Genomic DNA, 26,514 nt, shown 5'->3' with positions numbered 1-26,514 from the left:
CACGATGCGGCATCCGACGTCGCATGCGACGTGCTGTCGCGCGCCCAGAGTCGATGTCCGGTTCCGGGGAGGGCTGCCGGCAATACGGGGCCAGGGCGGAGGGCAGCCGGATGCAGGCGATGAGCTCGTTGATGGCGGAAAGCGCCGGACGATTCGCGATTGAGACAGAGTCGGGGTCGACCTACTGGCTCGACTTGGACCGCGGCGTGATGCGCCGTTTGCCGACCGTCGACGATCCCGATCACGATCACGATCTGCGGCGTGACGGGTCAGAAGTGCCCATCCTGCGCATCGTGGCCTGCTCCGTTGGTCAGCGAATGCACCTCATCGTCGATCTCGGAGTCGCCGGCGTGGCCGCGACCTCGCGCCGCACGACCACCGTGATGGCGATCACACAGCTGGATCCGCAAATTCACAACGAAAGGAGCGTGCCATGAACGATGGACCAGGCCCGGAACCTGCTAGTCAGGGTTGGCCGGGGATTACCCGACTGACCACCGAGCATGGGTCTGTCATTCTCGTGGACTGGGAGGCTCAGCGGCTACAAGCGAACGCCCGGCGCCCTCGCACGGCATCTCTACGCCGACGGGCAATGGCTCCGCTTCACCGACATCGGCCCGGTCAAAATCGGGAGACGCAGCACATTCCTGTCGCCGAGCCAGATTGCCGGGAGCTACATCAGCTCCCCGATCATCACCATCGAACGGATGGCGCCAGTCCGAGAACTCAGCGCGACCGAAATCGAAACCCTTCGGTTCGTCGGCGACTCCATCAACGGCCGGATTCTGCCGGAGTCATCCGACGCACATGACCGGCATAAGCCTGAGATGAGTCGTGCCGAAAACGACATTAACCTCCGCCCAGACGACACAACCAACCCAATGGAAGGGAACACCCATGAGCACCACTGAATCCAGTACAGTCACCGAACTCCGGGGCGACGAAGGCGGTCTCTGGCAGGTCATCACCCGAGACTCCAGCCACTTCTTCGATCTGGACGCGGGCACCGTCACCCGCGTTCCCGGGGCGACTGCGCGCCCGACCGTGAACGACCAGTCCCGTCCGATCCGCACTATCGATACGTTGAAGGTCGGCGCCCGAGGCCGGTGGACGATGAGTACCGACGGCTGGGATGATGTGGTCGATTTCTTCTGGCACGTGTCTTCGGTCGTCTCCGAGATCCGACGCGTCGATCACATCCCTAGCCCGGAGGCCGGCGGTGCTGTGCCCGACTAGAGGCGGCCGGACGCAACCCGGCCCCAGCGGCCGGGCTGCGTCACGCCTACCCTCTGAAGACCGAGGCCACGTGCTCTTTGCGCTCTTTTTCCTTCTCTACACGCTGACGGATGCGTTCGCTCTCCTCCTCAGCCCAGTAGGCCGCCGCATCCACGGCCTCCTCGTGTTCCCGCACGGCGTCGGCGGCCGCCTGGACGATCGCTTTCTCCTTCGCATCCTGCGCCAGCACAACCGCTTCGGCCCGGGAGACCTCGCTGACCTCCCCCAGGATCAGATCCGCCATGGCGATATCGTCCAGTCGGAGAACCGTTTCACCCCGGAGAATCGTCAGCACCCGGTCGTACTTGATCCCAGACGCTGCGGCATACGCCTTCAGCGACTGAGGACCCGAGTTCTCAGCAGAACGAATCCGTGCCCGGATACGCATCGCATAGAGATGCTGAAGCTTCGCGGCCGCCAAGAAGACGTCCCGCTCCGACCGGGGCTCCTTCCACACCATCGCGGGGTCTTTACCGAACTGTTGGGGGTTCGTGGAAAAGTCACGCGGACAGTACCGAGGATTGGTCACCCGCTTAGCCTACGACGCCCGCAAACGACCAGTTTCCGAGCTTTTAGCTACTCGATGCTCGCAGATGGGCCTTTTTCGGCGCCTCCAGCGTCGCCGGAAAATAGAACCGTTAATGCATTCAGCATGAACAACACATGCGCACCACCAAAACCCACCGCCGGCACCCCTAGCGGGGCCGAAATGCCCTCGCCTGTGACTGGACCTCGACGGGAGTTGCGACCATGAAGCGAAGCAACTCCGGCCAGACCGGCCCCGGCGCCCTCACCACGACGACTCGACGAGACCTAGTTGTCTGGGTGGACCACGCACGCCGCCAGCATGTTGAAAATGCGACACCCGCGCTCGTGCACCGGAACATCGTCGAAGCCCGCCGCATCCGCACCGGCTACCAGTACAAGGCCCAACGGAACTACCACGGCCTTTACGCCTTCGGGCAGACCGGCCAGCACATCTGGTACGAGTCCCTGTTCGAGATGACGGCACTGATGGCCCTGGACTTCACAGCCGGCATCACCGCCATCGCGTCCCAACCGATGATGATGCAATTCGCCGACGGCACAGTGCACTACCCCGACCTATTCGCCATCCACACCGACGGGCGCCAGGTCGTCTACGACGTGCGCCCCGAGAAACTCATCAAACCGAAAACTCAAGCGCAGTTCGCTGAGACCAAACGCCTCTGCGACAAGGTCGGCTGGGCCTACGAACTCTTCACCAGAATCGACCCCCTGGTCAAAGCAAACATGGAATGGCTCATCGGGTACCGCCACCCCCGCTACCAGCCCAACGAGGCCACCCAAGCGCTGGTTCTCGCCGCCGCCGACCCAGGGGCCCGATTCCGTGACCTCGTCCACGTCGCCGACCGGGATTCTCCGGCACGCGGCGCCATGACGGTCTACAACCTCCTCTGGCATCACCTACTCACGTTCGACATGACCGCCCAGCTCACCACCTACACAACCATCACCAAGGGACACTGACATGACCTCCATCGACCTCAACTCCGAACTCGAATTCCACGACGGCAACTACCTCGTCGTCGGCTTCCACGGCAGCCTGCTGAAACTCCGGCACTGCTCCACCGGCGAATACACCATCACCCACATCGCCGATATCGCCGCCCGACTCATCGAACCCACCGTCCGCAGGCTCCTCCGACCCGCGGAACCTCGACTCACGTTCGGCCAAAGAGAACGAGGCTCTCGACCTCTACGGGTCGCACATCACCGAGATGGTCTCCGGGCTCCGCCCGAACGACCCCGACCAGCCGCCGCGTCCGGAGTACGACCCGGCCACCACAACCCTCAACCAGCGCATCGCCTCCAAGGTCGAGGAACTTCAGCGGATGGGCCTGCCCGCCTCCCGCGCGACGCTCATCAGAAAGCGCCGGGCCTACGAACGAGGCGGACTCGCCGCGCTCATCGACGGACGCAGCCTCCGAAAGGAATCCCCTTTGGACCGCGCCGACCGGCGGGTCATCGACACCCTCACCACCCTCATCGGCGCGGAAACCTACGACTCGACGGGCACCGGCCGCCGTCTCCAGGACCGGCTCAAGGCCGAACTCCTCATCGCCTACCCCGGGCAGGCCGTCACGGTACCGTCCGAGGCCACGCTCTACCGGTACGTCGGCTACCTGACGAAGGGCAAGTACACGACCGGGTCCGCGCAGACCCGGCGCACCGCCGCCAACACACCCAAGCGCCCCTTCGGAACCGCACGCCGGATGCGGCCCGGCCAGGAGGTACAGATTGACAGCTCACCGTGGGACGTGCTCGTTCGCGATGAGGACGGCAACATGACCCGTGCGGTGCTGACCATCATGATTGACGTCGCCACCCGCAGCATCATCGCCTCCTCCGTGCGCTCCACCGCGGCCAAAGGAGTCGACCACGCCTTCCTGCTCGCCCAGTGCCTCGTGCCCCGGCCGCTCCGCCCCGGCAACGAAGAACTCTGGCGGCTCACCGCCCGGCGGATGCCCTGGGCAGACCGCACCCCGGAAGAAAAACGCGCCCGGCTGGACCTAACCCGCCCGTTCATCTACCCGGACCGCATCATGATGGACAACGGCCGCGACTTCCGCAGCAAGGTCTTCGAGTCCGCCTGCCGCAAATTCAACGTTTCCCTGACGTACTCGGCCCCGCACACCCCAACGGACAAGGCCGTCGTCGAGCGCACGTTCCATTCCATCAAGACCCTGTTCGCCCAGGACCTCCCCGGCTACAAGGGCGGTTCCGTGGCCGAGCGCGGCGACCGCGTCGAAAAGGGTGCCCTGCTAGACGTGGTCGCTCTTGCGGAACGATTCGACGAGTGGGTCACCCGGGTGTGGCAGAACACGCCGCACGGCAGCCTTCGGGACCCGATGTACCCGACCGTGAAACTGACCCCGAACGAGATGTACAACGCCTCCTACGACCTCGCCGGTCGCCTCCCCCTGCCGCTTTCGGCCGAGGACTACATCGAATTGATGCCCGTCCAGTGGCGCACCATCCAACCGGCTGGAGTCCAGTTCAACAACCTGTACTACGACTGCATCGAACTGCAGCCGTTCCGCAACCAGCCCTCCAATCACCCGAAACACGACAACAAGTGGGAGGTGCACTCCAACCCCTACGACCCTCGCGCCATCTGGGTGCGCCACCCCGACGGGCACTGGATGGAGTGCGTGTGCCGGGACGAGTCCACCAACCGGCAGCCGTTCGCGGACGAAATCCTGCAAGACGCCGTCGCACTCGCTGTCATCCGAACCGGTGCCGACGCCGACGCCCTCAAGGCAGTGAGCGCCGACATCAAGAAGCGCGCCGCCGCCTCAGCCATCACCATCACCAACGCCGAAGCGCGTAAGGCCCGAGCACTCGAACTCGCCGCCATCGAGCAGACACCCTTCCCCGCTACGACCCCTCCAAGCGCACCAACCATCCCCAGCACCGAACCACTCGGCACCGACCAGGACGACGAGGACGACGACTATTCGACGGACATCGACTTTGAAACTCTGAGCGAAATGCGAGGGAAGAACTGATGATTACATTTGCCTCAGACGTCGAAGACGAACGCCCGCTGTCCACACTCGAGGGACTCACCCGTTACCTCAAGTCAGACTCCGAGGCGCCGGCGAAACTCACCATCGACCAGTACACCGCTCTGGACCGAGCCGTGCGCAATCGGTACGACACAGGACGGCTCGACTATTTGGCCGGCAACGTCATCGTCGTCACCCCTCAAGTGAAGGAAGTCCGCACCTTGGTCGAAAACATGGTGGGCAACAACCGGCGCCGACCCGAGGACAAGCGACCCGGCCTCATCCTCAGCGGTGGCGGGACCGCTGGCAAGACGAGCAGCACGCAGCTCGCTATGAGGCGGGTTTACGATGACTATGCCGCCCAAGTACCCAATATGGCCGAACGCGGGCGGCATCCTGTCGTCTACGTTGAAGTGCCGTTCGGTTCCAACGGCAAGTCATTCCTCACCGCCTTCACCAGGTTCTTCGGGATGACCGTGACCAACCGCGAGACCCAGAGCTCACTCATGGACCGCGTCTGCGAGGCTCTACACCGGGCGAAAACCGAACTCATCGTCGTGGATGAGTTGCAGAATTTGAATAACCAGAACCGCGGCAACGGTGAGTCCATCCAAGTGCTGCGTCAACTGCACAGCCAGGTGCTGGGTATTTTCGTCCTCGCGGGCGTCAATCTCGGAGAAAGCCCACTATTCGAGGGCCCCACAGGCCAGCAACTGGCCAGTCGAATGACATTCCTCGAGCTCCATTCCTTCAGCCGCGCCAACAAGCAGTCCAATTCCGAATGGCGGGGCCTCATCCGAGCTTTCGAGAAAGAAATGCCTCTACTCGCTCATACTGTCGGGAGCCTGACCGAGCACAGCGACGTCATCCACAGTCACACCGGCGGCTCCATCTCAACCTTGGCCAAGATCTTCTATTCCAGCACCAACGCACTCATTCACGCCGACAACCCACACGCCGAATCCATCAGCCTCAAGCTGCTTCTGGCGCAGCCACGCGACAAGACCGCGATGGAAGCCGGCACGGAAGAACCCACCCCAAAAGCCCCGCCAAGAACCACGACTAAAGCGAAGGGAGCCAAGCGATGAATTGCTACCCTGAACTGCATAGCCCTTACTGGAATCCCATCAAGGCCCAGCACAGGGAGGCGTTGGAGAGCTACAGCGGCCGCCTCCTGCTGGCCAACCAGGAAACACCCCAACACCGCCAACACCTCACCCGCCTCGCGCTCCTCGAAGCCCCCGAGTACTCTCCGGAAGCGTCATGGGCCCGGGTCGTCTGCGAGAAAGCCGCCCTTGACCCCGGTCATTTCGACCGCGCCCGAGACTTCGGACTTGAACACCCCGATGGCTCCTCCTGCCCTACCTGCACCGCCGGCCTCGGCGAGCGCTGGCTGTGCACAAACTGCAGTCACGGGGTCCTGGCACTCCAGTATCCACACCTCGACAACATCATCTGTCGCCATCATTCCAAGTGGGTGGGGCCAGGTAGTGAGCCGGGCGACCAGGTGCGTGTCGGCGACGAGACGCAGGTGGCGGAGTCTCAGTTCCAGCGGCTCCGGCGCCGAGGGGTCCTGGACACCCATTTCTATGTCACCCTTCGTGACGCGTTCCGCGTGGTCAACGACGCGTCTACTGACTCGCGCCCGAGCACGGCCCCAACCGATATCCGTGTCTTCCCGCTGATGATGGTCCTCGCGACAGCGCTCACCCGGGCAGATTTCCTGGTCCGCTTGTTCGACCCACGGCAGAGCTACGCGACCGCGTACTTGCTCCTTGACCAGCTGATCCGAGACAGCGTCGGCGAAGGATTCAACATCGTCACGCGGAGGCTCTGGCTCTACCTTCGTCCCACGTTCCTGACCGTCCGCGTGCACACCCTTGGACGAAAACCGTACCTCCCAGCATGGGCACACGATTTCCCCATCCCCGACAGTGTCATCAGGAACCTCCCGGCGCGGCTCGCTGCCGCAGAACCTTTCCGTGCATACCTCGACGTAACGGGCGACTACGTCCTGACCGCGGAAAACCGGAGCGCGGTCCTCATGCATCACCTCAACGCGCCTAAATACCCGGGGACGAAACGACGAGCCGAAGATGACTTCGAATCCATCTGTCGGAGCGGCCACCGCATCACACTCACCGTTTCCGGTTACGACAAATTCATGGGGCCACTGACCGACGGGTGCCGAGTCTGCAGCAATCACCTCGTCGAACCTGGGTTCAATGACCTGGAGACTCGCCATCCGAACGTCGCGAAGGAACTCCATCCCCAAGACAACAACGGCGCCCTCCCTTCCGAAATCCTTCCCAGTTCACCGGAGCCCTACATCTGGCGTTGCTCCCGAGCGGGCCACGTCTTCCAGACGAGCCCCTACAACCGGGTTCACCGAGACTCCGGCTGCCAGATCTGCATCAACCGTGAGTTTCGGCCCGGATACAACGACATTCGCACCCTTCGCCCTAACCTTGCGAAGGAATGGCACCCCACGCTCAACAAGCTCCGGCCAGAAGAGGTCTCCGTCGGCAGTCCCGAAAGCGCATGGTGGCAATGCCGGCTCGGCGACGAGTGGGAAGCCCTCATCGAGAGCCGCGTGCACGGTCACGGGTGCCCCACCTGCGCTGCTAGGAAGGTGCACAACGGTGCCAGCCTCGCCGCCGTCCGACCCGACATCGCCGCCGAGTGGGACCCCGACGGAAATGGCCTGCGGACACCAGACGACATTGCGGCGAACTCCTCCATCGCGTACTGGTGGCGCTGCCCCAAGAACCATTCCTACGAGCAGCGCGTCGATCGGCGCACGGCCGGTAGCGGATGCCCGTATTGCGCACGGCGAAAGCCACTTCCCGGCGAGACCGATGTCGCCTCCGAATACCCGTTCCTCATCTCCGACTGGGATGCAGCCAAGAACGCCGGCATCGACCTCGGACGGATTCTTCCCGGCACAGCAAAGTACTGGTGGAAGTGCTCCCACGGCCATGAGGAATTACAGTCCATCCCGCACCGCGTGAAATCCAAGGGATGCATTCGCTGCTCACCCGACCTTCGACATGGCACCAAGCCGCGTTGAAACAGAGAATCTAGCTCTGACCATGCTTTTTGCCGCTACTCTTTGTCCATAATGTTTCCTTCCTCGAGCACAACCACAGCAACAGACCCACTAGTCGTTGCCGTGGTGAGCGTCTCGCTCACGCTCTTGGTAGGTCTTGTCTCCGCTCTCGTTGCGAGGAAGGGCGAGCACGCGAAGTGGGTACGCGATCGACGATACGACGCATACGTTGCATTCATGATCGACATGGCGCTGCTCACTTCCTTGATCGGAACGGAGCCTGAAACTTGCGAACTATCTAAAATTCAAAGCTCAACTCGAGGTCCTCAACGAAAGGGCGTCCGCAGCGTTCGAAGCGGTGTCGTTACTTGGACCAAAACAGGTAAACGCAGCCGGTCAGAAGTGGATTTGGTCAGCAATCGCATACGCAGAAAGCAAAGCGGAATCCGACAAAGTCGCACTCTCAGCGGCGCGTTGGCAGTTCCTGATCGTTACTGGCAAGATCCTAAATTCGAAAAACGTCACTACATTACCGACGGAACGGCCCGTCGAAGCACCGAGTAGCGCCGTTACACCGGTGTCCTAGCAGCGCTCTACACACCCGAAGCGGGCGGCTCGCCTTTCCATTCCGTGCCCGTGCACACGTACTCCGCCGGTGCGCGAAGCCGTCTTTCTGAGGAGTCTTCTTCGGAGCTCTGGTCAAGGGAGGCCATCCCGCCGATCCCCTAGCCGCTAAACCCGTGGGCGCGAGCGAGAATGTCCGCGACATGTCCTAACCCACGGCGGCGGAGCTCAGGGATGTAGACATGCATTGGAGGCGTATTACTGCGGTAGTGAGCGCCAGAACCTGTGTAGAGGCCGCCACCCGGCGACGTTGAGAGGCCTCCACCGGCAGACGTCGAAAGGCCGCCACCTGACGAAGTCGAGAGCCCACCCCCGGACGACGTTGACAGCCCGCCACCTGAAGATGTCGACAAACCTCCGCCGGAGGATGTCGACATCCCGCCGCCCGAGGAGGTCGATAATCCTCCTCCAGAAGAAGTCGATGCGCCGCCACCGGGAGATGTCGAGAGTCCACCCTCGGACGATGTGGACAATCCGCCGCCCGACGAAGTTGATTTGTCGCGAGGCCAGCTGTTTCGGTTCATGTCCGAACAGTAGTCCTTCCCTGTCGGCCAGAGCTGAAACGGTCGAGTGCCGACAGCCATTCTCGGACTCGCGCCGATGTGACCCCAACCGGCGGGCGCGGCCTACTCTGTTACCAGCCAATGCGTGGCGCCCGGCGAAATCCATCCGAGACAGGATCACCATTTCTGCGAGAACCTCGGCCCCTCGAATCTGGAGACTACGGACATCTCCTGGGATCAAGTTGTCGGCGCTGGATCAACTAGAGCCCGAAGTCACATTTTGCGATGTCTCGCGGCTGTCGGTGCCGGGATGACTGTCGACTCCGGTATTCTCGACGCGGACTGAGGAGTACCCGTGACTGACCCCACTTTGCGAATGCCGGACACTGTTTTCCGGGCGGTGCTGGACCTGGGCGACCTGCCGTTGGAGCTTCCTGCGCTCCCGACCCGGTTCCGGGACCCGGTGCTGAATGCCGATTGGTTCGTGGACGACGAGGGCGAGGGCGACGAGGAAGAAGTGGCCGTGTTCTCCGTCGAGCTCGAGGGAGGACAGCTGCACCTGGAAACGACCGCGGGCGGTGTCGATCACCACTTCCACGGCGCGGACGGGGAAGAGACGGACAACAGCCCGTGGCCCAAGCGGGAAACCCGGGACCTCCTGGCGTGGGCCCTGGCGCTGGTCGAGCACACCCTCCCGCTTCTCGAAGACCTCACCGAGGATGCCGAAGAGGCGGCCGATTGGCACCACGAGGGGCTGCGGGTCTACGCCCGTGACTTTGGACCGGTGCCCTTGGAGATCGTCGACGTTGCCATCCCCGGTGAGCAGATGATGCTGCCGTGGCTGGGGTCCGGGCGCACGGACCATCTGCACGCGGACGACGAGGCGCACAGCCTTCTCCTCACGTGGAACCCGGACGACGCGGATCCCGAGACGCCGATTGTTCGGGCGTGGCTCGATGCGGGCGCGGGAGAACCGGTGTCCGAGGCGGTCGCCGGTGTCGACTGGGTCGCAGTCGGGCTTCCCGAGGCGGAGGTGCGCGCGTGGTTCGAGGCGTTCTACCTCAACCACGAGGTCCTCGGTGACCCCGCCGAGCTCATCATGCGTGCCGCGCTGAACCGGATCGCCGGTCTCGGCTAGGCCCGGCTGGGTCTGGGCAGCCACCTCGTGCCCACGACGCAGGCTCGGTACCCGGGGTCAGTGCCGCAGGCTTGCGGCCTGACGAGCCAGCCCTTCGATGCGTGTCCAGTCGCCGAGTTCAATCGCATCCAGCGGAGTGATCCACGTGCCGCCGATGCATCCCACGTTGGGCAGCGCGAGGTAGATGGGCGCGCTCGCGAGCGTGATCCCGCCGGTCGGACAGAACCGCGCTTCCGGCAGGGGCGACGCGAGTGAGCGCAGCACGGCGTGGCCGCCGGAAGCCTCGGCGGGAAAGAACTTCATCGCCGGGTGTCCGCGCTCGATCAACCGCAGGACCTCGGACGCGGTGGCAGCGCCCGGCAGGTAGGGCAGACCGGATGCGTCCATCGCGTCGAGCAGGGCATCGGTCGACCCGGGCGAGATCAGGAACTGGGCACCAGCCTCGGCCGCACGGCGCACGAGGACCGGGTTGTTGACCGTTCCGGCGCCGATGACGGCGTCGGGTACCTGGTCGGCGATGGCACTGATCGCACGAAGAGCGGCCGGGGTGCGCAGCGTCACCTCGATGACCGGCAGGCCGCCGGCGACGAGCGCCCGAGCCAGAGCCACCGCGCGGTCGGCATCCTCGATGACGACGACGGGGATCACGGGTGCGAGCTCGAGCAGTTGGGCGGCGTTCAGGGTGGACATCAGAGGACTCCTTCAGGTGTGTTGGTGATGACGCTGGCTCCACGGTCGGCCGGGCCGACCTGCCGGCGGAAGACCGAGAAGAGCTCCCGCCCGGTGCCGGACCAGCTGGCGTCGTCGAGCGCGGCACCGGTGATTTCGCGGGCGGCGAAGACGTCGTCGTCGTCGATGAGGACGTCAAGGGTGCCCGCCGTCGCGTCGAGGCGTACGAGGTCGCCATCGCGGATGCGGCCGATCGGGCCGCCCGCTGCTGCTTCCGGGGTGAGGTGGATGGCGGCCGGGATCTTTCCCGAGGCGCCGGACATCCGCCCGTCGGTGACCAGCGCGACCTGGTACCCGCGATCCTGCAGGATGCCGAGCGCCGGGGTGAGCTTGTGCAGGCTCCGGCATTCCATTTGCGGACGGGCCCTGGTATCGGATCACGGCCACGAGATCCCGGTCGAGCTCACCGGCTTCGAACGCAGCGAGGAAGACGTGCTGATCGTCGAACACCACCGCGGGCGCCTGGATGACGTGGTGTTCGGTCGCCACCGCGGCGACCTTGATGACGGCGCTTCCGAGATTGCCGTCCAGGATCCGGAGCCCGCCGTTCGGCGCGAAGGGCGCTGAGGCGGGCCGCAGCACGTCCGTGTCGAGGCTCTCGGTCGGTCCGGGGCGGTAGCTCAGGGCGGTGCCGTCGAGCACCGGCTCCCGGCGATAGGCATCAAGCCCTGCTCCGGCGACGGTGCGGACGTCGGGGTGCAGCAGGCCGGCGTCGAGCAGCTGGCCGATCAGGAACGCCGTGCCCCCCGCGGCGTGGAAGTGGTTGATGTCGGCAGGGCCGTTGGGATAGATGCGGACCAGCAGGGGAACGACCTCGGACAGGTCCGCGAAGTCCTGCCAGGTGAGCTGGATCCCCGCGGCGGCCGCGATGGCCGGGAGGTGCAGCGTGTGATTGGTCGACCCTCCCGTGGCCAGCAGGGCAACGACGCCATTGATGATCGACCGCTCGTCGACAACGCGTCCGATCGGGGTGTACTGGTCTTTCAGCTCGGTCAGCGCGACCACCTGGCTGGCCGCCGCCGCGGTGAGCGCCTCGCGCAGCGGAGAGTCGGGGCTCACGAAGCTCGCTCCGGGGAGATGCAGTCCCATGACTTCCATCAGCATCTGGTTGGAGTTCGCTGTTCCGTAGAAGGTGCAGGTGCCTGCGGAGTGGTACGACGCCGTCTCGGCCTCGAGCAATTGCTCGCGGTCGGCCAGTCCCTCGGCATAGAGCTGGCGGATGCGGCTCTTCTCCTTGTTCGGGATCCCGGAGCTCATCGGCCCGGTCGGCACCAGGATGGCAGGGAGGTGACCGAAGGCGAGGGCGCCGATGACCAGGCCTGGCACGATCTTGTCGCAGACGCCGAGGAGCAGAGCGCCGTCGAACAGGTCGTGGGCCAGCGCGATGCCGGTCGCCATGGCGATCAGGTCACGGCTGAACAGCGACAGCTGCATGCCGTCCCTGCCCTGGGTGATGCCGTCGCACATCGCCGGAACGCCGCCCGCGACCTGGGCGATGCCTCCGGCCTTCCGGACGGCATCTTTGAGGATCGCCGGGTAGGCGGCGAACGGCTGGTGGGCGGAGAGCACGTCGTTGTAGGAGGACACGATCCCGATGTTCGGCTTCACGAACCTGCGCAGCGCGGCCTTGTCTTGCTGGCCGGTGGCAGCGAACCCGTGAGCGAGGTTCGCGCACCCCAGGCGACCGCGGGTCGGTCCCTGCTCCGCGGCGGCATCGATCCGGGCGAGGTACCTCGCCCGGGTCTGCGCGCTGCGTTCGATGATGCGGCGCGTGACCGCTTCGACGACCGGGTGGATCACCGCGGTGGTGACCGGCATCTGAGCGGCGGAACGCCCTGGTTTGCCCGCACTGAGCGCTGACGAGCCGGCGGCCGGTCGCAGGCCGAGCATCGTGACGATCCTGGCGGCCTCCTCGGCGGGCGGCCTGGCCGCGTCGATGAGGATGCCGCGCTCATCGGGATCCAGAGGCTCCAGGGTGTCCAGCTGCGAATCGAGAAGACTGGCCGGCATGTAGTGGTCGAGGCGTGCGGACATCCGTGCGCCGAGCAGTTCCTTCGAGCCGACGAGGTGCACGAAGATCACGTTCTGCTCGCGCAGCACGTCCCGGTACTTCTTTTTCAGCGCCGAGCAGGTGATGATGCCGGGAACGTCGGCCGTGGTGTGCCCGAGGATCCACGACGATACGGTGTCGAGCCAGGGCCAGCGGTCGTCGTCGGTGAGCGGAGTGCCCGACGACATCTTGTTGACGTTCGCCTCGGGGTGCAGATCGTCGCCCTCGACGAAGTCCCACCCGAGCTGGCCGGCGAGGAGAGCGGCCACCGTCGACTTGCCCGACCCGGAGACACCCATCACGACTAGGACGGGCTGCCGACCGGGCGCGACAAGCGGGGGCCGAGGTTCGCTCCCGACGGGGGTTGGTGTGGAGGCGTCCATCACCACGGGTGCTGTGAATGAGTACATCGTCGTCCTCTCGCGAGGGCGCATCGGCGCGACCTCATTGTCAGGCCAGGTCACCGCGCCCGCCTTCTGCGGGTACAGCGATGTTGACGCTGAATTTCATTAATCAGATTAATCTGATTAATGAGATGTGCCGAGTGTCGCACGACGGCAGACGGGCGTCAAGTCGACGCGTCTGCCGCACCGACCCGGCGAGCGCGGCGCTCCCGTCGACCCGGCATGCTTGCCTGCTATCGTGCGGGGATGATGACTGAGGGCTTCACGATTCGCAACACGACGGCGGCAGACTGGCATGAGGTCAGGGAACTTCGGCTGGAGATGCTCCGCGACACGCCTCTCGGGTTCGGGGAGACCTTTGACGCCGCACTCGCGCACGACGAAGCCGAATGGGCCATGCGCGGAGCACGCGGCACCAACGAACATTCGATCGTCGTCGTGGCAATCACGCCCTCTGGACGCTGGGTCGGGACGATGGGCGGCTACATCCCCGACGAGGCGACCGGGCCGTTGCTCGTCGGCGTCTACGTGGCGCCCGACTACCGGGGCGGGGTGGCCGGCGTGACGGACGCCCTCCTGTCGCGGATCGAGGACTGGGCGCGCACGGAAACGGGTCGGCTCACGCTGCACGTCCACGAGCACAACGACCGCGCCCGCGTCGCCTACGAGCGCCGCGGCTTCGCGGCAACCGGCGTGACCGAGCCGTACGTCCTCGACCCGACGTCCCGGGAGCTCGAAATGATCAAGCAGGCTCACACCGGCATAGCGACAAGTTCAGCGTGTCGAGCACGAGCATTCCCGGTGAGAAGGTGGTCTCATGAGAATCGTCGTAGCGGGCGCGACCGGCACCGTCGGCCGGCACGTCGTCATCGCGGCCGAGCACCGTGGTCACGAGGTCGTTCCGCTCTCCCGGTCCACCGGACAGGACGTGACCACCGGCGTCGGACTCGACGCGGCGCTCGAGGGAGCGGATACCGTCATCGACGTCACGAGCGTCGCGCGCACCTCGGCGGCGGCATCCGTTGAATTCTTCGCGGCAGCCACCAGGTCGCTGCAGGGCGCCGAGGTGCGCCGGTCGGTCGGTCACCACATCGCGCTGTCGATCATCGGCATCGACGCCGTACCGGTCGGGTACTACGCAGGGAAGCTCGAGCAGGAACGGCTCGTGACTGCGGGGCCGGTGCCGTTCAGCATCCTGCGGGCCACCCAATTCCACGAGTTCGCGCGGCAGGTGCTCGGACGCGCGTCGTTCGGCCCGATCGCGCTGGTCCCGACCGGGCTGCTGCGTCCGATCGCCGCCGCCGACGTCGCGGAGGCGCTCGTGTCGATCGCCGAGGGGACCGAGCGCGGGCGTCACCGCGACCTGCGCGGACCGCGTGACGAAACCCTCCTCGACATGGTGCGCAAGGTCATCCGCGCGGAGGGGCGACGGCTGCCGGCGCTCGGGGTCTCGTTGCCCGGCGCGTACTGGCGGGGCGTGCGCTCCGGGGTGCTGCGCGGTACCGCGGACGCCGCCGAGGCCCCCACGACATTCGACGACTGGCTGGCGGGCGAGCGGTCCCGCTAGGCCGTCTCGGCGAGCGGGCGGATGCGTAACGTCGGAGATTCTCGCGACTCGCCGCATCCGCTGCCCGGGGTGACGGCGTGTCTCGAAAATCTCCGACGTTGCGTTTGTGGAGCGCCGGCTACTCGAGGAGGCCGCGGAGGCCGACGAGCACGGTGAGCTGGTGCTCGTAGATCGGGGCGTTCCCCGCGGACACGTCATCGCCGCGGCCGACGTGGAACGGGTTGATCCGCACGATCGGGAGGTCGTAACGGGAGTGCAGGTCCCAGGTCAGGTTGCGCAGGTTCATCACGGTGAGGCCGACCCCGATCTCGAGGATGACCGTGCTGCCGGGGTCCTCTGCGGCGAGGTGTTGCTGGTAGTCGAGGAAATCGTCCTCCTGGAGTTCGTTCGCCGCGTTGTTGAACCAGTAGTCGTCGAAGAAGAGCACGTTCGGCCGGGCCAGGCTCCCGCAGGCGGGACAGAAGGTGGTGGCGAGCCCCGGGTCGACGGTCGGGAAGACGCCGTGCGCCTCCGGTTCGGCCAGGCACTGGGAGCGATCATAGGCGCCGTGGATCTCGAGGAGCTTCTCGGCCGGAAAACCGTGGTCGGTGAACGCGGTGTCGACGTTGGAGGTGAGCACGAAGAAGTCCTTCGCCGCGGCATCCAGCCAGTCCTGGAGCACGAAGTACGGGTCGGCGGGACGGGCGGGCTTCTCCGATTCGCGCATGTCCCGCCAGGTCTCGCGGAAGAATGCTGCCTGCTGGTCTGGTTCCTCGAGCCAGAGCGGCGCGCAGGAGTGCTCGAGGTTGGTGTGGCCGTAGTGCGAGACGGTGTCGCCGTATGCCGCGTTGTCCCCGGTCCAGTAGACGGGCGTTCCGATGTCGGCGCTCATCCCTGCCCCGGCGATCACGATGACGCGGGTCGCTCGCTGGAGCAGTGCGCGGCTCGGGGCAAGCGGGGTGTGCAGAACGGATGCTGCCGGTTGGGCGGACGGGACGGGCACGGCGTATCTCCAGCTGCGGCCCGAGTCGACGGCCGCCCTTCCATTGTGCACTTCAGGACAGCGGCTGGATGAGCGCCGGGTCCTGTCGTTCGGCGTCGGGCACCCGCACGCTGTTCACCCGCCGGGACACCGGGTAGCTCTCGATGTGGGCCGCAACGGCGATGGAGGTCCGGTCGAGGAGGTCGAGAAGATGATTCGGGTCGGTGAGCTTTCCCGGCCTGAGCCATTCGTCCCACACATTCCGTTCGAGGAATGCGGGCATCCGGTCGTGGATCTCGCCGGACGCGTCGCGGGCCTCCCTCGTGATGATCGTCATGCTGTGGGACCACGAATCGTCGCTCTCCTTGCGCGCCGCGTAGAGCCCGGCCGCGGCGAGGACCCCGCCGCCGTGGATGAAGTGCGGCTGCTTGCCGTCTGGGAGGTCCTCCCACTCGTAGTAGCCCGTCATCGGGACGATGCACCGTCGGGAATCGAAGGCCGTGCGGAACATGCCGTTGGTGGCGACGGTCTCGAGGCGGGCGTTGATCGGCGCGGGGCGCTTGCCGCCGTTCGACCAGGCCGGCGTGAGCCCCCAGGACGCCGCGTCCACCTCGCGGGTGACAGTGCCGTCGTGTTCCCACTCGCGCACCACGGGAACCCGGTCGGTCGGCGCGATGTTGTACGAGGGCCGCCAGTCCCGGAAATCACCGCCGGTCGCGACGAACTCCTGGATCAGATCGTCGGTGTCCTTGTCCATCGCGAAGCGTCCGCACATGTGCACAGGGTAATCCGGCAGGTGCGTCCTGACAATCGCGCCGCTAGGCTGTGCGAATCCGGCAATCGCATCTCTGGAGGAGTCGCCATGGGTCTCTTTTCGCCCGGTTTCATGGGCCGTCGCCGCGAACCCGTCCCCGGCCTGCCGCCGGGCCAGCACCTCGTCACGGACTTCCCGGTGCTCTCGATCGGACCCACCCCGCGGGTGTCCGCCGAGGAGTGGCGCTTCAGCATCACGAGCGAGTCGGGGTTGATGACGACCTGGACCTGGGACGAGTTCCAGGCGCTGCCCCAGGAGGACGTGACCGTCGACATCCACTGTGTGACGAGCTGGTCGAAGTTCGGCACCGGATGGCGCGGCGTCTCCCTCGACACGCTGCTCGAGGGTGTCGACACCGGGGCCGGGTTCGCGATGGCGCGCAGCTACGGCGGGTACACGACCAACGTGCCGCTCGACGAGTTGCGCGGCGGCAAGGCCTGGGTCGCGCACCAGTTCGACGGCGCCCCGCTCGCTCCGGAGCACGGCGGCCCTGCCCGGCTGCTCGTGCCCGCGCTCTATTTCTGGAAGAGCGCGAAGTGGGTGCGTAGCATCGAGCTGTCGACCCGCAACGATCCCGGATTCTGGGAGCAGAACGGGTACCACATGCACGGTGACCCCTGGCGTGAAGAACGGTACTGGTGAGCGACGTCCCGGCGAGCGCCGCCCGTTCCACGTGGAACGCATCGGACTGGCACGACGCCCTGGTGGTCGAGGCCCATGCCGAGACCCCGACGGCACGCACGATCCGGATGCGGCCGCCCGCGTCAGCCGCCCGGCCGCCGCTGCCGCCGCTGCCCCGGCTCGTCGCGGGCCAGCACATCGACGTTCGCCTGACCGCACCGGACGGCTACACCGCCGTGCGCTCGTACTCGCTCGCCTCGGCCGCACCGGGTGGGGTCCTCGAGATCACCGTCGAGGAACTCGACGACGGCGAAGTGTCGCCGTATCTCGTGCGCGGCCTCGATGTCGGCGACCGGCTCGAGATCCGCGGACCGATCGGCGGCTGGTTCGTCTGGCGCGAGGAGGAGCCCGCGCCGGTTCAGCTCATCGCCGGCGGTTCCGGCGTCGTTCCGCTGATGGCCATGATCCGCGCCCACGAGGCGGCCGCGCACCCGGCACGGTTCCGCCTGCTCTATTCGGTGCGCTCACCCGAGATGGCGTACTACCGCGCCGAACTCGAGGAGGCTCGACCGGGTCTCGCCCCTGTTCGACCTCGACTGGGTGTACACCCGGCGTGCCCCGAGCGGATGGCCGCACTCACCCGGCCGCCTCGACGTCACCCGCCTCGCGGCGAGCGTGCAGACCCTCGGCGACGACGCGCTCACGTTCGTGTGCGGCGCGACCCCCTTCGTGGAGTTCGTGGCGGACGCCCTCGTGCGGTCCGGCCGAGATCCCGCCCGGATCCGGACCGAGCGGTACGGCGGCGCGGACGGCGCCTGACGTTTCCGCGCCCCCGCGCCCCTGCGCACGCGCGAGTCGGAGATCTTCGCGACACGCCGCATCCGCCGACCGGCCCAGCGGCGTTTCGCGAGAATCTCCGACTTAGCCGGCTCAGCCGACGGCGCTCGAGACGAACAGGACCGCCTCGCTCGCGACGAGGTCGTCGAGCTCGAGCACCCGATCGAGGTCGTGCCCGGCCGCGAGCGCCGCGGCGTGCTGCTCGGGCGTCTGGGGCGCGAGGCGGCCCTGCATGAAGCCGCCGAGCGCCCGAACGGCGCAGGCCGCGATGATGCCCTCCGGGGTTCCGCCGATGCCGACGACGACGTCGACGTCGGTCCCCGAGGTTGCTGCCGCGACGGCCGCGACGATGTCGCCCTCGCCGACAAGACGGAGCTCGGCGCCCGTGGCCCGGATCTCGGCGATGAGCGACCCGTGGCGGGGCTTGTCGAGCACGACGACGACGAGGTCGGCCACGGCCACGCCGGTGACGGCGGCGAGCCGGGCGAGGTTCTCCGCGATCGGGCGGCGGATGTCGACGACCCCGTGTCCGGCCGCCCCGCAGATGAGCTTGTCCATGTAGAAGACGTCGACGGGATCGAACATCGTCCCCCGCGGGGCGAGGGCGATCACGCAGATCGAGCCGGGGAGGCCGGCGGCCACGAGGCGGGTGCCGTCGAGCGGGTCGACGGCGACGTCGCAGAGCGGCGCGCCGCCGTGGCCGAGCGCTTCACCGTTGGCCAACATGGGGGCCTTGTCCTTCTCACCCTCACCGATGACGACGGTGCCGTGGAACGGTGCGTCCGCGAGCACGGCCCGCATCGCGGCCACCGCGGCGGCGTCGATGGCGATCTCGTCGCCCCGGCCAAGCCACGGCAGGCAGGCCGCCGCCGCGGCATCCGTCGCCTCTCGCACGCGGTCGACGAGCCCTGCGGGATAGGAGTGCGCGCCGAGCACGACGGCACCGGAACCGGAGCCACGGGGGATGCCCGTCGGCTCGATTTCCGGCTCGGCGGAGGGACGGACGGGAACGGGTGTACCGGATACTGGAATGGCGTCAGCCTAACTCTTCCGTGTTACGAACGCGGGTCACGAGCGCACCAGCGCCGTGCCGTCGGCGGCGAGGTAGTCCCGCCAGGACCGCTTCGGAGCCCAGCCGAGCAGGCGCTTCGCCTTGGCGCTCGAGATGCCTGAGGCATCCGGGCGGGAGAGGGGCCGCAGCGGGATCGTGTCCCCATAGTGCGCGTGCAGCAGCGCGGCGAAGTCGCGACCGCCGGCAGTGTCCGGCGCGGCGATATAGAACACCTCGTGGCCGGGCAGGCTCCGATTCGGCGGCGAGCACGATCGCGTTCGCGAGGTCGTAGGCGTCTGTGTAGCTCCAGAGGTTTCCGCTTGACAGCGCAGCGTCGCGCACGAGAGGCCCGAGGTTCTGCTCGTAGTTGTCCTCGTTCTGCACCCAGCTGGGCCGCAGGGAGATGCAGCGGATGTCCGAACGTGCGACGGCGGCGTCCATCAGCTGCTCCCCGAAGAGTTTGGTGAGCGCGTACGGGTCCTGCGGGTGCGCCGGGTGGTCCTCGTCGACGGGCGCGTACTCAGGCAGGAAGCCGCGCTCGGCGAACAGGAATCCCGGCACGGTCTCGCTCGAGATGTTGACGAAGCGCGGCACGCCGAATCGCACGGCGGCCTCGAGCACGTTGAAGGTCGCCATCAGGTTGGTGCGGAACACCACGTGGGCGGGGTTCGCGGTCGGGTCGGGGATCGCGGCGGTGTGCACGACCGCGTCGGCGCCGCGGATCACGGCGAAGGCCTCACCGGCATCCGTCAGGTCAGCCATCTGGTAGCGCGCTGCGCCCTCCACGGCCCGTTCGAAAACCGGGCGGGCGAGGTCGACCCCGGTCACGTCGTGACCTGCATTGAGCAGGGCTTCGACGGCGGCCCGGCCGACTTTTCCGTTGGCACCGGTGACGACGACCTTCATGAGCGCTCCTTTGCTGAACGTGCGGAAGCCTTCACGCTACCCCGCCCGGCGCCGGTCAGACGCCGATGTCGCGCCGGCGGAGAACGAGCGCGGTCGCCGCGGCGACGAGCAGGGAGCCGCCGTAGAAGGCGAGGAGCGCGATGGGCTGGCCACCGTTCGTCAGCGGGAAGTTGCCGAAGGCCCAGTAGTAGGGCGAGAGCCCGTGCAGCCATTCGAGGTCGGCGCTCTGGTTGCCGAGCGCGTTGAACACGTAGCCGACGACCGCGACGAAGGCTCCGCCGCCGATGCCCCAGACCCTGCGGCCGGTGAGGGCGCCGCAGAGCATCGCGACAGTGCCGGAAAGCAGCACGAGACCGGCGAACAACAGGCACGTCTGCGCCAGATAGCCCAGGTCGATGCCGAGCTTGCTCGGGCCGTTCAGCGCGGCGACCAGCACGAACATCACCGCGGCGATGATCGCGACCTTGAGTACGAGCGCCGCGAAGCGCTCCACGACGACCTGCACCCGGGTGACGCCATGGGCGAGGGTCAGCTCGAGCCTGCCCGGACTCCTCGTCGCCGCCGAGCATGGCCGCGCCCCAACCGATCGTCGCGATGCTGATCAGCAGGAACCCCATCAGGCCGAAAAGGGTGGCCTGGGTGTAGCCGGCCCCCGTGCTGATCTGGTCGTAGTTGAGGGTGCGGATCAGGGCCTTCGGGAGCGAGTCGATGAGCTTCTGCATCTCGGACGTGCTCGCCATGCTCGGGTAGAGCGGCAGGTAGAGCATGCTCGCGGCCGCGATGCCGAGGCACCAGCCGAGGACCGCGCGCCAGCCGTCGGAGAGGGACTTACCGAAGAGGGGCAGGGGCGTGCGGCGGACATCCGTTGCCGTGGCGGCAGTCATTTCGATTCCTTCCGTGCGCGAGCGCGTCGGCCCCGGGCGTGACCGGTGGCGCCGTCTCCGGCGGTGACCTCGGGGGGTGCGGTGTAGAGCTTGAGCACGGATTCCTCGAGGTCGGGTTCTTCGAGCACGAGGTCGGTCAGTGCGAGCGTCGCGATCGCCTGGATGAACGGCGCGATCGCACCCTCGAGGGTCGCGATCGCCTCGGTCGCGACGGCCGCGCCGGCGGTGCCCGGTTCGCCGGCAGGCGGGGCAACGGTCGTGCAGACGAGCCCGGCCATGCCCTCGAGCCGGCCGAGCCGTTCGGTGAGTTCGGCGGGGCGGATGCCGGTGGCGGTCATCCGCAGGTGCCGCACGGCGGTCTGGCGCAGGGCCTCGACGCTCGCGACGGTGACGATGCGCCCGTCCCGGAGGATCGCGACCTCGTCTGCGGCCTGCTGGATCTCGCTGATCACATGCGAGGACAGGAAGACGGTCTGCCCCGCGTCGCGGGCCTCTTTCACCAGCAGCAGGAATTCCTGCTGCATGAGCGGGTCGAGGCCGCTCGTGGGCTCGTCGAGCACCAGGAGTTCCGGCTCGTGCATGAACGCCTGCACGATGCCGAGCTTCTGTTTGTTGCCGCGGGAGAGCTTGCGCACGGGCTGGCCAAGGTCGAGGTGGAAACGCTCGGCGAGTTCCTCGATGTGGCCGGTGCGCACGGGACCCGAGATGTCGACGTAGTGCTGCAGCAGCCGGTGGCCGGTGATGCGGCCCTCGAGGATCAGCTCGCCCGGCAGGAAGCCGATCCGGCGGCGGAGTTCCGGACCGGCGTTCCGGGAGTCGGTACCGAGCACGGTTGCATACCCGGAGCTCGGCCGGATGATGTCGAGCAGGGCGCGCATCGTCGTGGTCTTGCCCGCGCCGTTGGGGCCGATCACGCCGAAGACGCTGCCTCGCGGCACCGTGAACGTGACGCCGCGGAGGGCCTGGGTGCTGCCGAAGTGCTTGGTGACCTCGACCGCCTCGATCGCGGCATCCGTCGGCGGCGAGGAGGCGCCGGGGTTCGGTCGGCTCACTGTTTCGACGTGACTCATCGGGTGTCCTCTCGTCTGGAGTATTCCCGGGCAGGCATAGGCTCTGCTCCGGGAACCGAAGCGGGCTCCGGAGTAACCGCGAGCGCGTTCCGGGTGATGTTCAGCACGGTCTCGTCGGTGTAGAGCCCGTGGGTGTAGAGCTCGACCGACGGCAGCGCCAGCCGCCGCATCGTCTCCTGGCCGAGTCCCCGGCCCTCGAAGCCGAGTGCCCTGGCGAGGTGAGACGTCATCGTCATCATCGCGAGGCTCGTCATCGTGATGAGCACGGCCTCGGCGCGCGGGTCGGACGAGGGGTTCATGCTCCCGTCGGCGATGCCGGCCCGGATGATCGCCTCGGTCTCGTCGACGATGGTGTCCACGAAATTCTGGCCGGCCGCCGTCTCCTCGCTGATGGCCCGCGACAGGTAGGCGACGTCGACTTCGTATTCCGCAGGGTTCGCGAGGTAGCTCTGGATCACGGCCTGGAGCCCGGCCGGGCTCGCCTTGTCGTGGGCGGTGGCGAGCATATTCCCGATCACGAATTCGTCGCACTCGGCGCGGAGGCGTTCCTTGCTGCCGAAGTGGTGCACGACGAGGCTCGCGCTCACTCCCGCCGTGGTGGCGATCGCCCGCAGGCTCGTCTTACGGAAGCCGTCGCGCGCGAAGTGCACGATCGCGGCATCCCTGATCAGGGCCCGCGCCGTGAGGTCCTCCGGTGGAGAAGGACGAGCTGTACGCATGTTCAACATGCTAAACACTTGTTCAGTCGGGGTCAAGGCCCTGAGTCGCTGTCAGGCAGGTGTGGGAAAATCGAGTGAACCCTGGAGGTTTCCCATGTCAACTGTTCCCACCGCGCTTCCCGTTCTGCCGGCGTCCGTCCACCTCGCCCCCGGCATCGGCGGGCTCCCCATCGTCCGTGTCACCGGCCGCGCCGGGTCGGCCGAGGTGTACCTGCACGGCGCACACGTCGCCTCCTGGGTTCCGGCAGGCGGTGCCCCCGTTATCTGGATGAGCGCGGCGAGCCGCTTCACCCCGGGGACGGCCATCCGCGGCGGCATCCCGATCTGCTTCCCCTGGTTCGGTCCCAACGCGGCGGATGCAACGGCGCCGGCCCACGGTTTTGCCCGCGTGACCGAGTGGCAGCTGTCCGGCGCCGCCGAGGTCGGTGACGATGTGGTGCTGACCTTGCACCTCACGGACTCGCCCGCGACCCGCGCGTCGGCCTGGCCGCATCCGTTCGAGGCCCGCTACACCGTGACCGTCGGGGCGACGCTCCGCCTCGAGCCTGACCGTCACCAACCGGGACACGGTGCCCGTGACCGTCGAAGAGGCGCTGCACAGCTATTTCGCGATCGACGACATCCACCACACGACCGTGGCGGGGCTCGAGGGCGTTCCGTTCCTCGACAAGGTCGGGGGCGCAACACCCACACCCGGTTCCCCGGAACCCGTGTTGTTCACGGCCGAGACCGACCGGGTCTACGCCGGCACGACGGCGGCGACGGTCATCGACGACGGAACGCGCAGCATCGCGGTCACGAAGACCGGCTCCGAGAGCACCGTGGTCTGGAACCCCTGGATCGACAAGGCGGCAGCAATGGCGGACTTCGGCTCCCAGGAGTGGACCGGCATGGTCTGCGTCGAGACCTGCAACGTGGGCGCGGACGCGATCACGCTCGCGCCCGGCGCGAGCCACACGATGACGGCGGAGTTCACCGTCACCCCAGCCGCGTGAGAGTGACCTTTCCGGTCGAGAGTGACCCGCGCACCGGGCACTCGCCACCGGAAAGGTAGGGGTCAGAGGGCGGTCGGGGAAACCGGGGCGTCGCGAAGCAGCCAGCCGACGGCGTCCGCGGCGCTCCAGCCCTCTGGGTGCGCCGCGAGGAGCACGGCAGCGCCGTCGATGTCGTTTCCGAGCGTCAGCAAGGGAGCCTCGACGTAGCCGGTCTTGCGGGTCTGGCCGAGGCCGACCGTCGCGGTGAGCGCGTTGCAGAGGCAGGCGCGGCCGGCGGCGTCCTCGGCGGTGCCGCCCTTGCGCACGTACATGTGCACGGGTTCGCTCGGGCAGCGGAACCCGACCGTTCCGTCCTTCTTCGCATAGGGCTCGCGCAGGTAGCTCAGGTCGCAGAGGCGCACCCGTTCGGCATAGACCGCCGGGTCCGACAACGTGCCCGGCAGCTGGGCGACCTTGAACGGGAACCCGGTCGGCGAGGCGGCGGCGTCGGTGCGGATAGAGAGCTCTGTCGCGTCAAGGCGACCGAGCACCTGGTCGCGCAGGCCGGGGGCGAGACCGGACTCCTGGCTGAGCGCGAACAGGGTACCGACCTGCACGCCCTGTGCTCCCGCGGCGAGCGCGACGGCGAGGCGTTCCGGCTGGCCATAGCCGCCGGCGAGCCAGAACGGCAGGCCGAGTTCGGCGATTTTGACGATGTTCGCGTCGTCGCGCGGGCCGTAGATCGGCTGGTCGTCGTCGTCGAGGGTGAGCCGCCCGCGCGGGGGCGCATTGTGGCCGCCGGCCGTCGGACCCTCGATGATGAACCCGTCCGGGCGGATGTCCGCATCCCGCGCCAGGTAGAACGCGAGAACGTGCGCCGAGACGATGGCGACGAAGAAGGGACGGCGGAGGGGCGGGAGAGTCTCCGGGGTGACCCCGAGGACGTCGACCGGATCGACGCTCACGGTATGCACGGCATCCGCTGCGGCACCGTGCACGTCGATGTCGATCGTGCCGATCCGGCCCGCACTGAGCTCGTCGAGGAGGTGCGGGATCTGGCGCGGGATGCCGGCCCCCATCAGCACGAAGTCCACCCCGGCGAGCATGGCGCCGAGTGCGGCGGACGGGGTCGCCAGCTGCACCTTCTCCATGTAGTTGATCCCGACGATCCCGGTGTGGCCCTCCTTGGCCAGCCAGACTTCGGTGAAGTTGCCGAGCACGCTGAGCTCCTGCTGCTCCCGGGTCGGCGTGAGCGAGAGCTTGGGGATGGGCAGGTACGGTTCGCCTGCCGGGCGTCCCCCGGCCAGGAAGTAGCGGTCGAGCACGGGGGCGACCAGGGCGGGAAGCGGGAAAGCGGCAAGGGCGCGGCGGATATGGCCGCCGTCGTCGCCGTCCTGAAGGCGTCTCGTGAGCACGGAGTCGAGCGCTACGCCGGACACGACGCCGAGCTGACCGGTGCGGGCCACAGCGTTGGCGAGCCGCCAGGAGGAGACGGCCATGCCCATCCCGCCCTGGATGACCACGGGGAGTGAGCTGTCGGACAAGAGGGCCTCCGTCGATCTGCGCCGGGCGTCCGCCGTGAGAACGGGGTGCCGCTTGAGTCGCTGAGACCGGGGGATCAGTTGCAAGGCGCAGGCCAATCGTACCTCACGGCATATTCCGGAATCGGGTTGCATTCCGGCCGCCGCCCCGTGACCGGATCACCGGATGGTGGCACACTCAGTGATTAAGACGGAGATGGAGGCTGGCCTGCACCCGCGCCCGAGTCGGAGGGCAGGTTCGTGATGACACACCACGTGAAACAACGCTTGTAAGCGAAAGGACGCTTGACATGAGTTTCATCGGATTTCTACTTCTCGGCCTGATCGCCGGGGCGATCGCCAAGGCCATCCTGCCCGGCACCCAGGGCGGCGGGTGGTTCGTGACCCTCCTCCTCGGAGTGGTGGGCGCGATCCTCGGCGGCTGGCTCGGATCCCTGCTCTTCGGCGTCGGTATCGGCGACTTCTTCCAGCTGTCGAGCTGGTTGCTCGCCATCGCCGGGTCGATCATCGTGCTGCTGATCTACGGCGCCGTCGTCAACCGGAGGCACACCGCCTAGGCGGAGCGCACACTCCCGGTGCATCACCGCCGTCGTCACCCCGCGCTGCCCGCCTCAGAAACGGCAGCCGCGACCTCACTGGTGCTGTGACACCTCGGTGACATCGTGCAGGTGGTGCACCGGGTCATGCACGAAGTACTGGCCCATCGTGGTCACCGTGAACCGGGCGCCATCGCTGCGCCTGCCGACCCGGCCCCGTTCCTCGGCCGGAACGGCCGCGAAGGCAGCCGCCGCGGATGTCGCGGCCTCGGCCAGTTCGACGGCGACCCGCTCAGGGGCCTGCTCGCCATAGCGTTCCGCCACCGCGGTCGCGTCCTGGTCCCAGTTCGGGAACAGCGGATCGTCCTCCGTGCGCATCAGCGCGAGCCGGACGGTGAAAATGCGGAAGACATCCCGAACGTGGGCCGCGTACTCGAGGGCCGACCAGGTGTGGTCGTCGGGCCGCACCGCGACATCCGCCCGCTCGAGCACGGGACCCCAGGCCGCGGCGTTGGCCCGGATCAGCCGCGGGATGTCGTCGAAAGCCACGTCGGCGGCCACGAATCCGCACTCGGGGCAGGGGCGCTCGAGCACCCAGGTCCAGTCCTTGGTGTCCGGGGGAATATTCATGGCGCGAGCCTACCAATCCCCGCACATTCCACTGCAGGCCCCGACGAATCCGCGCACCTCCCAATCCGCTGTGAGGTTCA

At 67.1% G+C, this 26,514-nt stretch carries 28 protein-coding genes and 3 pseudogenes; 16 read left to right on the top strand and 15 right to left on the bottom strand.

Features of this window, described 5'->3' with window-relative positions; translation table 11 throughout:
• Window positions 1-110: 110 nt before the first annotated feature.
• From KIV56_RS12135 to KIV56_RS12125, 3 genes are all read left to right on the top strand, one after another.
• Window positions 111-437, top strand: coding sequence for a hypothetical protein (locus KIV56_RS12135; protein WP_281533634.1), 327 nt, complete (start codon window positions 111-113; stop codon window positions 435-437).
• Between the two features lie 66 nt (window positions 438-503).
• Entirely contained in the window at window positions 504-911 is a 408-nt protein-coding gene (locus tag KIV56_RS12130; protein ID WP_281533633.1) for a hypothetical protein, read from the top strand.
• Entirely contained in the window at window positions 898-1,236 is a 339-nt protein-coding gene (locus tag KIV56_RS12125) for a hypothetical protein (RefSeq protein ID WP_281533632.1), read from the top strand. Before KIV56_RS12130 ends, KIV56_RS12125 begins: the two co-directional genes overlap by 14 nt.
• Window positions 1,237-1,282: 46 nt before the next feature.
• On the opposite strand, the gene KIV56_RS12120 is transcribed toward KIV56_RS12125, so the two are convergent.
• Window positions 1,283-1,735, bottom strand: a complete 453-nt coding sequence (locus KIV56_RS12120; RefSeq protein WP_281533631.1) for a hypothetical protein — start codon at window positions 1,733-1,735, stop codon at window positions 1,283-1,285.
• A gap of 290 nt (window positions 1,736-2,025) precedes the next feature.
• On the opposite strand from KIV56_RS12120, the gene KIV56_RS12115 reads away from it, so the two are divergent.
• Window positions 2,026-2,784 carry a TnsA-like heteromeric transposase endonuclease subunit gene (locus KIV56_RS12115; RefSeq protein ID WP_281533630.1) on the top strand — a complete coding sequence of 253 codons (759 nt, stop codon included), beginning with the start codon at window positions 2,026-2,028 and terminating at the stop codon, window positions 2,782-2,784.
• On the opposite strand, the gene KIV56_RS12110 is transcribed toward KIV56_RS12115, so the two are convergent.
• Window positions 2,768-2,992, bottom strand: coding sequence for a hypothetical protein (locus KIV56_RS12110; protein ID WP_281533629.1), 225 nt, complete (start codon window positions 2,990-2,992; stop codon window positions 2,768-2,770). The genes KIV56_RS12115 and KIV56_RS12110 overlap by 17 nt on opposite strands.
• Window positions 2,993-3,035: 43 nt before the next feature.
• Between KIV56_RS12110 and KIV56_RS12105 the strand changes: the two genes are divergently transcribed.
• The 3 genes from KIV56_RS12105 to KIV56_RS12095 all read left to right on the top strand — a co-directional run bounded on the left by KIV56_RS12105 (window position 3,036) and on the right by KIV56_RS12095 (window position 7,896).
• A complete protein-coding gene (locus KIV56_RS12105) occupies window positions 3,036-4,826 on the top strand; it encodes a Mu transposase C-terminal domain-containing protein (RefSeq protein ID WP_281533628.1) in 1,791 nt (596 codons plus the stop codon).
• Window positions 4,826-5,914, top strand: coding sequence for an ATP-binding protein (locus KIV56_RS12100; protein ID WP_281533627.1), 1,089 nt, complete (start codon window positions 4,826-4,828; stop codon window positions 5,912-5,914). Before KIV56_RS12105 ends, KIV56_RS12100 begins: the two co-directional genes overlap by 1 nt.
• A 62-nt stretch (window positions 5,915-5,976) precedes the next feature.
• Complete coding sequence (locus KIV56_RS12095; RefSeq protein WP_281533626.1) at window positions 5,977-7,896, top strand: zinc-ribbon domain-containing protein; 1,920 nt, start codon at window positions 5,977-5,979, stop codon at window positions 7,894-7,896.
• Window positions 7,897-8,697: 801 nt separating this feature from the next.
• On the opposite strand, the gene KIV56_RS12090 is transcribed toward KIV56_RS12095, so the two are convergent.
• Window positions 8,698-9,186, bottom strand: coding sequence for a hypothetical protein (locus tag KIV56_RS12090; protein WP_281533625.1), 489 nt, complete (start codon window positions 9,184-9,186; stop codon window positions 8,698-8,700).
• A 192-nt stretch (window positions 9,187-9,378) separates the two neighbouring features.
• Between KIV56_RS12090 and KIV56_RS12085 the strand changes: the two genes are divergently transcribed.
• The gene (locus KIV56_RS12085) at window positions 9,379-10,140 is read left to right on the top strand and encodes a hypothetical protein (RefSeq protein WP_281533624.1); all 762 of its coding nucleotides are present in this window, start codon (window positions 9,379-9,381) and stop codon (window positions 10,138-10,140) included.
• A gap of 57 nt (window positions 10,141-10,197) precedes the next feature.
• Here the strand turns inward: KIV56_RS12085 and eda are convergent, their stop codons facing one another.
• The 3 genes and pseudogenes from eda to edd form a co-directional block, all read right to left on the bottom strand.
• On the bottom strand, window positions 10,198-10,830 hold the full coding sequence (eda, locus tag KIV56_RS12080; RefSeq protein WP_281533623.1) for a bifunctional 4-hydroxy-2-oxoglutarate aldolase/2-dehydro-3-deoxy-phosphogluconate aldolase: 633 nt from the start codon (window positions 10,828-10,830) through the stop codon (window positions 10,198-10,200).
• Entirely contained in the window at window positions 10,830-11,222 is a 393-nt protein-coding gene (locus KIV56_RS20450) for a dihydroxy-acid dehydratase (RefSeq protein ID WP_281533622.1), read from the bottom strand. Before KIV56_RS20450 ends, eda begins: the two co-directional genes overlap by 1 nt.
• Window positions 11,223-11,265: 43 nt before the next feature.
• Window positions 11,266-13,218 (bottom strand): annotated as a pseudogene (edd, locus tag KIV56_RS12070) (phosphogluconate dehydratase); the annotation flags it as partial.
• A 426-nt stretch (window positions 13,219-13,644) separates the two neighbouring features.
• Here edd and KIV56_RS12060 point away from each other — a divergent pair.
• Entirely contained in the window at window positions 13,645-14,349 is a 705-nt protein-coding gene (locus KIV56_RS12060) for a GNAT family N-acetyltransferase (protein WP_281533621.1), read from the top strand.
• Window positions 14,252-14,890: an SDR family oxidoreductase gene (locus tag KIV56_RS12055; RefSeq protein ID WP_281533620.1), complete on the top strand. Its 639-nt coding sequence runs from the start codon at window positions 14,252-14,254 to the stop codon at window positions 14,888-14,890. The genes KIV56_RS12060 and KIV56_RS12055 overlap by 98 nt, the downstream gene beginning before the upstream one ends.
• Window positions 14,891-15,008: 118 nt before the next feature.
• Here KIV56_RS12055 and KIV56_RS12050 read toward each other — a convergent pair whose 3' ends face one another.
• On the bottom strand, window positions 15,009-15,872 hold the full coding sequence (locus KIV56_RS12050) for a Sir2 family NAD-dependent protein deacetylase (protein WP_281533619.1): 864 nt from the start codon (window positions 15,870-15,872) through the stop codon (window positions 15,009-15,011).
• A 52-nt stretch (window positions 15,873-15,924) separates the two neighbouring features.
• Window positions 15,925-16,626: an SOS response-associated peptidase gene (locus tag KIV56_RS12045; protein ID WP_281533618.1), complete on the bottom strand. Its 702-nt coding sequence runs from the start codon at window positions 16,624-16,626 to the stop codon at window positions 15,925-15,927.
• An 87-nt stretch (window positions 16,627-16,713) separates the two neighbouring features.
• Between KIV56_RS12045 and KIV56_RS12040 the strand changes: the two genes are divergently transcribed.
• The 3 genes and pseudogenes from KIV56_RS12040 to KIV56_RS12030 all read left to right on the top strand — a co-directional run bounded on the left by KIV56_RS12040 (window position 16,714) and on the right by KIV56_RS12030 (window position 18,105).
• Window positions 16,714-17,307: a sulfite oxidase-like oxidoreductase gene (locus tag KIV56_RS12040; protein WP_281533617.1), complete on the top strand. Its 594-nt coding sequence runs from the start codon at window positions 16,714-16,716 to the stop codon at window positions 17,305-17,307.
• Window positions 17,308-17,414: 107 nt separating this feature from the next.
• A pseudogene (locus KIV56_RS12035) lies at window positions 17,415-17,795 on the top strand (FAD-binding oxidoreductase); the annotation flags it as partial.
• Window positions 17,796-17,886: 91 nt separating this feature from the next.
• Window positions 17,887-18,105, top strand: coding sequence for a hypothetical protein (locus tag KIV56_RS12030; protein ID WP_281536258.1), 219 nt, complete (start codon window positions 17,887-17,889; stop codon window positions 18,103-18,105).
• A gap of 111 nt (window positions 18,106-18,216) precedes the next feature.
• Here the strand turns inward: KIV56_RS12030 and KIV56_RS12025 are convergent, their stop codons facing one another.
• The 5 genes from KIV56_RS12025 to KIV56_RS12005 form a co-directional block, all read right to left on the bottom strand.
• The gene (locus KIV56_RS12025; RefSeq protein ID WP_281533616.1) at window positions 18,217-19,059 is read right to left on the bottom strand and encodes a fructose-bisphosphatase class II family protein; all 843 of its coding nucleotides are present in this window, start codon (window positions 19,057-19,059) and stop codon (window positions 18,217-18,219) included.
• 100 nt (window positions 19,060-19,159) lie between these two features.
• On the bottom strand, window positions 19,160-20,080 hold the full coding sequence (locus KIV56_RS12020; RefSeq protein ID WP_281533615.1) for an NAD-dependent epimerase/dehydratase family protein: 921 nt from the start codon (window positions 20,078-20,080) through the stop codon (window positions 19,160-19,162).
• Between the two features lie 55 nt (window positions 20,081-20,135).
• Entirely contained in the window at window positions 20,136-20,585 is a 450-nt protein-coding gene (locus tag KIV56_RS19825) for a hypothetical protein (protein ID WP_348648389.1), read from the bottom strand.
• Window positions 20,586-20,960: 375 nt separating this feature from the next.
• The gene (locus KIV56_RS12010; RefSeq protein ID WP_281533614.1) at window positions 20,961-22,034 is read right to left on the bottom strand and encodes an ABC transporter ATP-binding protein; all 1,074 of its coding nucleotides are present in this window, start codon (window positions 22,032-22,034) and stop codon (window positions 20,961-20,963) included.
• The gene (locus tag KIV56_RS12005) at window positions 22,031-22,762 is read right to left on the bottom strand and encodes a TetR family transcriptional regulator (RefSeq protein ID WP_281536142.1); all 732 of its coding nucleotides are present in this window, start codon (window positions 22,760-22,762) and stop codon (window positions 22,031-22,033) included. The genes KIV56_RS12010 and KIV56_RS12005 overlap by 4 nt, the downstream gene beginning before the upstream one ends.
• Here KIV56_RS12005 and KIV56_RS20445 point away from each other — a divergent pair.
• Window positions 22,752-23,282: pseudogene (locus tag KIV56_RS20445) on the top strand (hypothetical protein); the annotation flags it as partial. The gene KIV56_RS12005 and the pseudogene KIV56_RS20445 sit on opposite strands and share 11 nt — an antisense overlap.
• Before the next feature lie 16 nt (window positions 23,283-23,298).
• Window positions 23,299-23,748 (top strand): hypothetical protein, encoded by a 450-nt coding sequence (locus KIV56_RS12000; protein ID WP_281536141.1) that lies wholly within the window; start codon window positions 23,299-23,301, stop codon window positions 23,746-23,748.
• A gap of 62 nt (window positions 23,749-23,810) precedes the next feature.
• On the opposite strand, the gene KIV56_RS11995 is transcribed toward KIV56_RS12000, so the two are convergent.
• Window positions 23,811-25,271 (bottom strand): nitronate monooxygenase, encoded by a 1,461-nt coding sequence (locus tag KIV56_RS11995; protein ID WP_281533613.1) that lies wholly within the window; start codon window positions 25,269-25,271, stop codon window positions 23,811-23,813.
• 287 nt (window positions 25,272-25,558) lie between these two features.
• Here KIV56_RS11995 and KIV56_RS11990 point away from each other — a divergent pair, with 287 nt between their 5' ends.
• On the top strand, window positions 25,559-25,825 hold the full coding sequence (locus KIV56_RS11990; RefSeq protein ID WP_134448476.1) for a GlsB/YeaQ/YmgE family stress response membrane protein: 267 nt from the start codon (window positions 25,559-25,561) through the stop codon (window positions 25,823-25,825).
• A 75-nt stretch (window positions 25,826-25,900) separates the two neighbouring features.
• Here KIV56_RS11990 and KIV56_RS11985 read toward each other — a convergent pair whose 3' ends face one another.
• A complete protein-coding gene (locus tag KIV56_RS11985) occupies window positions 25,901-26,434 on the bottom strand; it encodes a DinB family protein (RefSeq protein WP_281533612.1) in 534 nt (177 codons plus the stop codon).
• Window positions 26,435-26,514: the final 80 nt, after the last annotated feature.

It is taken from the genome of Cryobacterium breve, from assembly GCF_027594785.1.
GTDB classification, from domain to species: domain Bacteria; phylum Actinomycetota; class Actinomycetes; order Actinomycetales; family Microbacteriaceae; genus Cryobacterium; species Cryobacterium breve_A.
The sequence above is the reverse complement of the archived record's forward strand: the minus strand, read 5'-3'. Positions and strand labels throughout refer to the sequence as shown.

Bases quoted from the DNA above. Each gene is read 5' to 3' on its own strand.
- KIV56_RS12135 (WP_281533634.1), top strand. From the start codon at position 111: ATGCAGGCGATGAGCTCGTTGATGGCGGAAAGCGCCGGACGATTCGCG.
- KIV56_RS12130 (WP_281533633.1), top strand. From the start codon at position 504: ATGGGTCTGTCATTCTCGTGGACTGGGAGGCTCAGCGGCTACAAGCGA.
- KIV56_RS12125 (WP_281533632.1), top strand. From the start codon at position 898: ATGAGCACCACTGAATCCAGTACAGTCACCGAACTCCGGGGCGACGAA.
- KIV56_RS12120 (WP_281533631.1), bottom strand. From the start codon at position 1,735: ATGGTGTGGAAGGAGCCCCGGTCGGAGCGGGACGTCTTCTTGGCGGCC.
- KIV56_RS12115 (WP_281533630.1), top strand. From the start codon at position 2,026: ATGAAGCGAAGCAACTCCGGCCAGACCGGCCCCGGCGCCCTCACCACG.
- KIV56_RS12105 (WP_281533628.1), top strand. From the start codon at position 3,036: ATGGTCTCCGGGCTCCGCCCGAACGACCCCGACCAGCCGCCGCGTCCG.
- KIV56_RS12100 (WP_281533627.1), top strand. From the start codon at position 4,826: ATGATTACATTTGCCTCAGACGTCGAAGACGAACGCCCGCTGTCCACA.
- KIV56_RS12090 (WP_281533625.1), bottom strand. From the start codon at position 9,186: ATGGTGATCCTGTCTCGGATGGATTTCGCCGGGCGCCACGCATTGGCT.
- KIV56_RS12085 (WP_281533624.1), top strand. From the start codon at position 9,379: ATGCCGGACACTGTTTTCCGGGCGGTGCTGGACCTGGGCGACCTGCCG.
- eda (WP_281533623.1), bottom strand. From the start codon at position 10,830: ATGTCCACCCTGAACGCCGCCCAACTGCTCGAGCTCGCACCCGTGATC.
- KIV56_RS20450 (WP_281533622.1), bottom strand. From the start codon at position 11,222: ATGGAATGCCGGAGCCTGCACAAGCTCACCCCGGCGCTCGGCATCCTG.
- KIV56_RS12060 (WP_281533621.1), top strand. From the start codon at position 13,645: ATGCTCCGCGACACGCCTCTCGGGTTCGGGGAGACCTTTGACGCCGCA.
- KIV56_RS12045 (WP_281533618.1), bottom strand. From the start codon at position 16,626: ATGTGCGGACGCTTCGCGATGGACAAGGACACCGACGATCTGATCCAG.
- KIV56_RS12040 (WP_281533617.1), top strand. From the start codon at position 16,714: ATGGGTCTCTTTTCGCCCGGTTTCATGGGCCGTCGCCGCGAACCCGTC.
- KIV56_RS12020 (WP_281533615.1), bottom strand. From the start codon at position 20,080: ATGAAGGTCGTCGTCACCGGTGCCAACGGAAAAGTCGGCCGGGCCGCC.
- KIV56_RS12010 (WP_281533614.1), bottom strand. From the start codon at position 22,034: ATGAGTCACGTCGAAACAGTGAGCCGACCGAACCCCGGCGCCTCCTCG.
- KIV56_RS12005 (WP_281536142.1), bottom strand. From the start codon at position 22,762: ATGTTGAACATGCGTACAGCTCGTCCTTCTCCACCGGAGGACCTCACG.
- KIV56_RS11990 (WP_134448476.1), top strand. From the start codon at position 25,559: ATGAGTTTCATCGGATTTCTACTTCTCGGCCTGATCGCCGGGGCGATC.
- KIV56_RS11985 (WP_281533612.1), bottom strand. From the start codon at position 26,434: ATGAATATTCCCCCGGACACCAAGGACTGGACCTGGGTGCTCGAGCGC.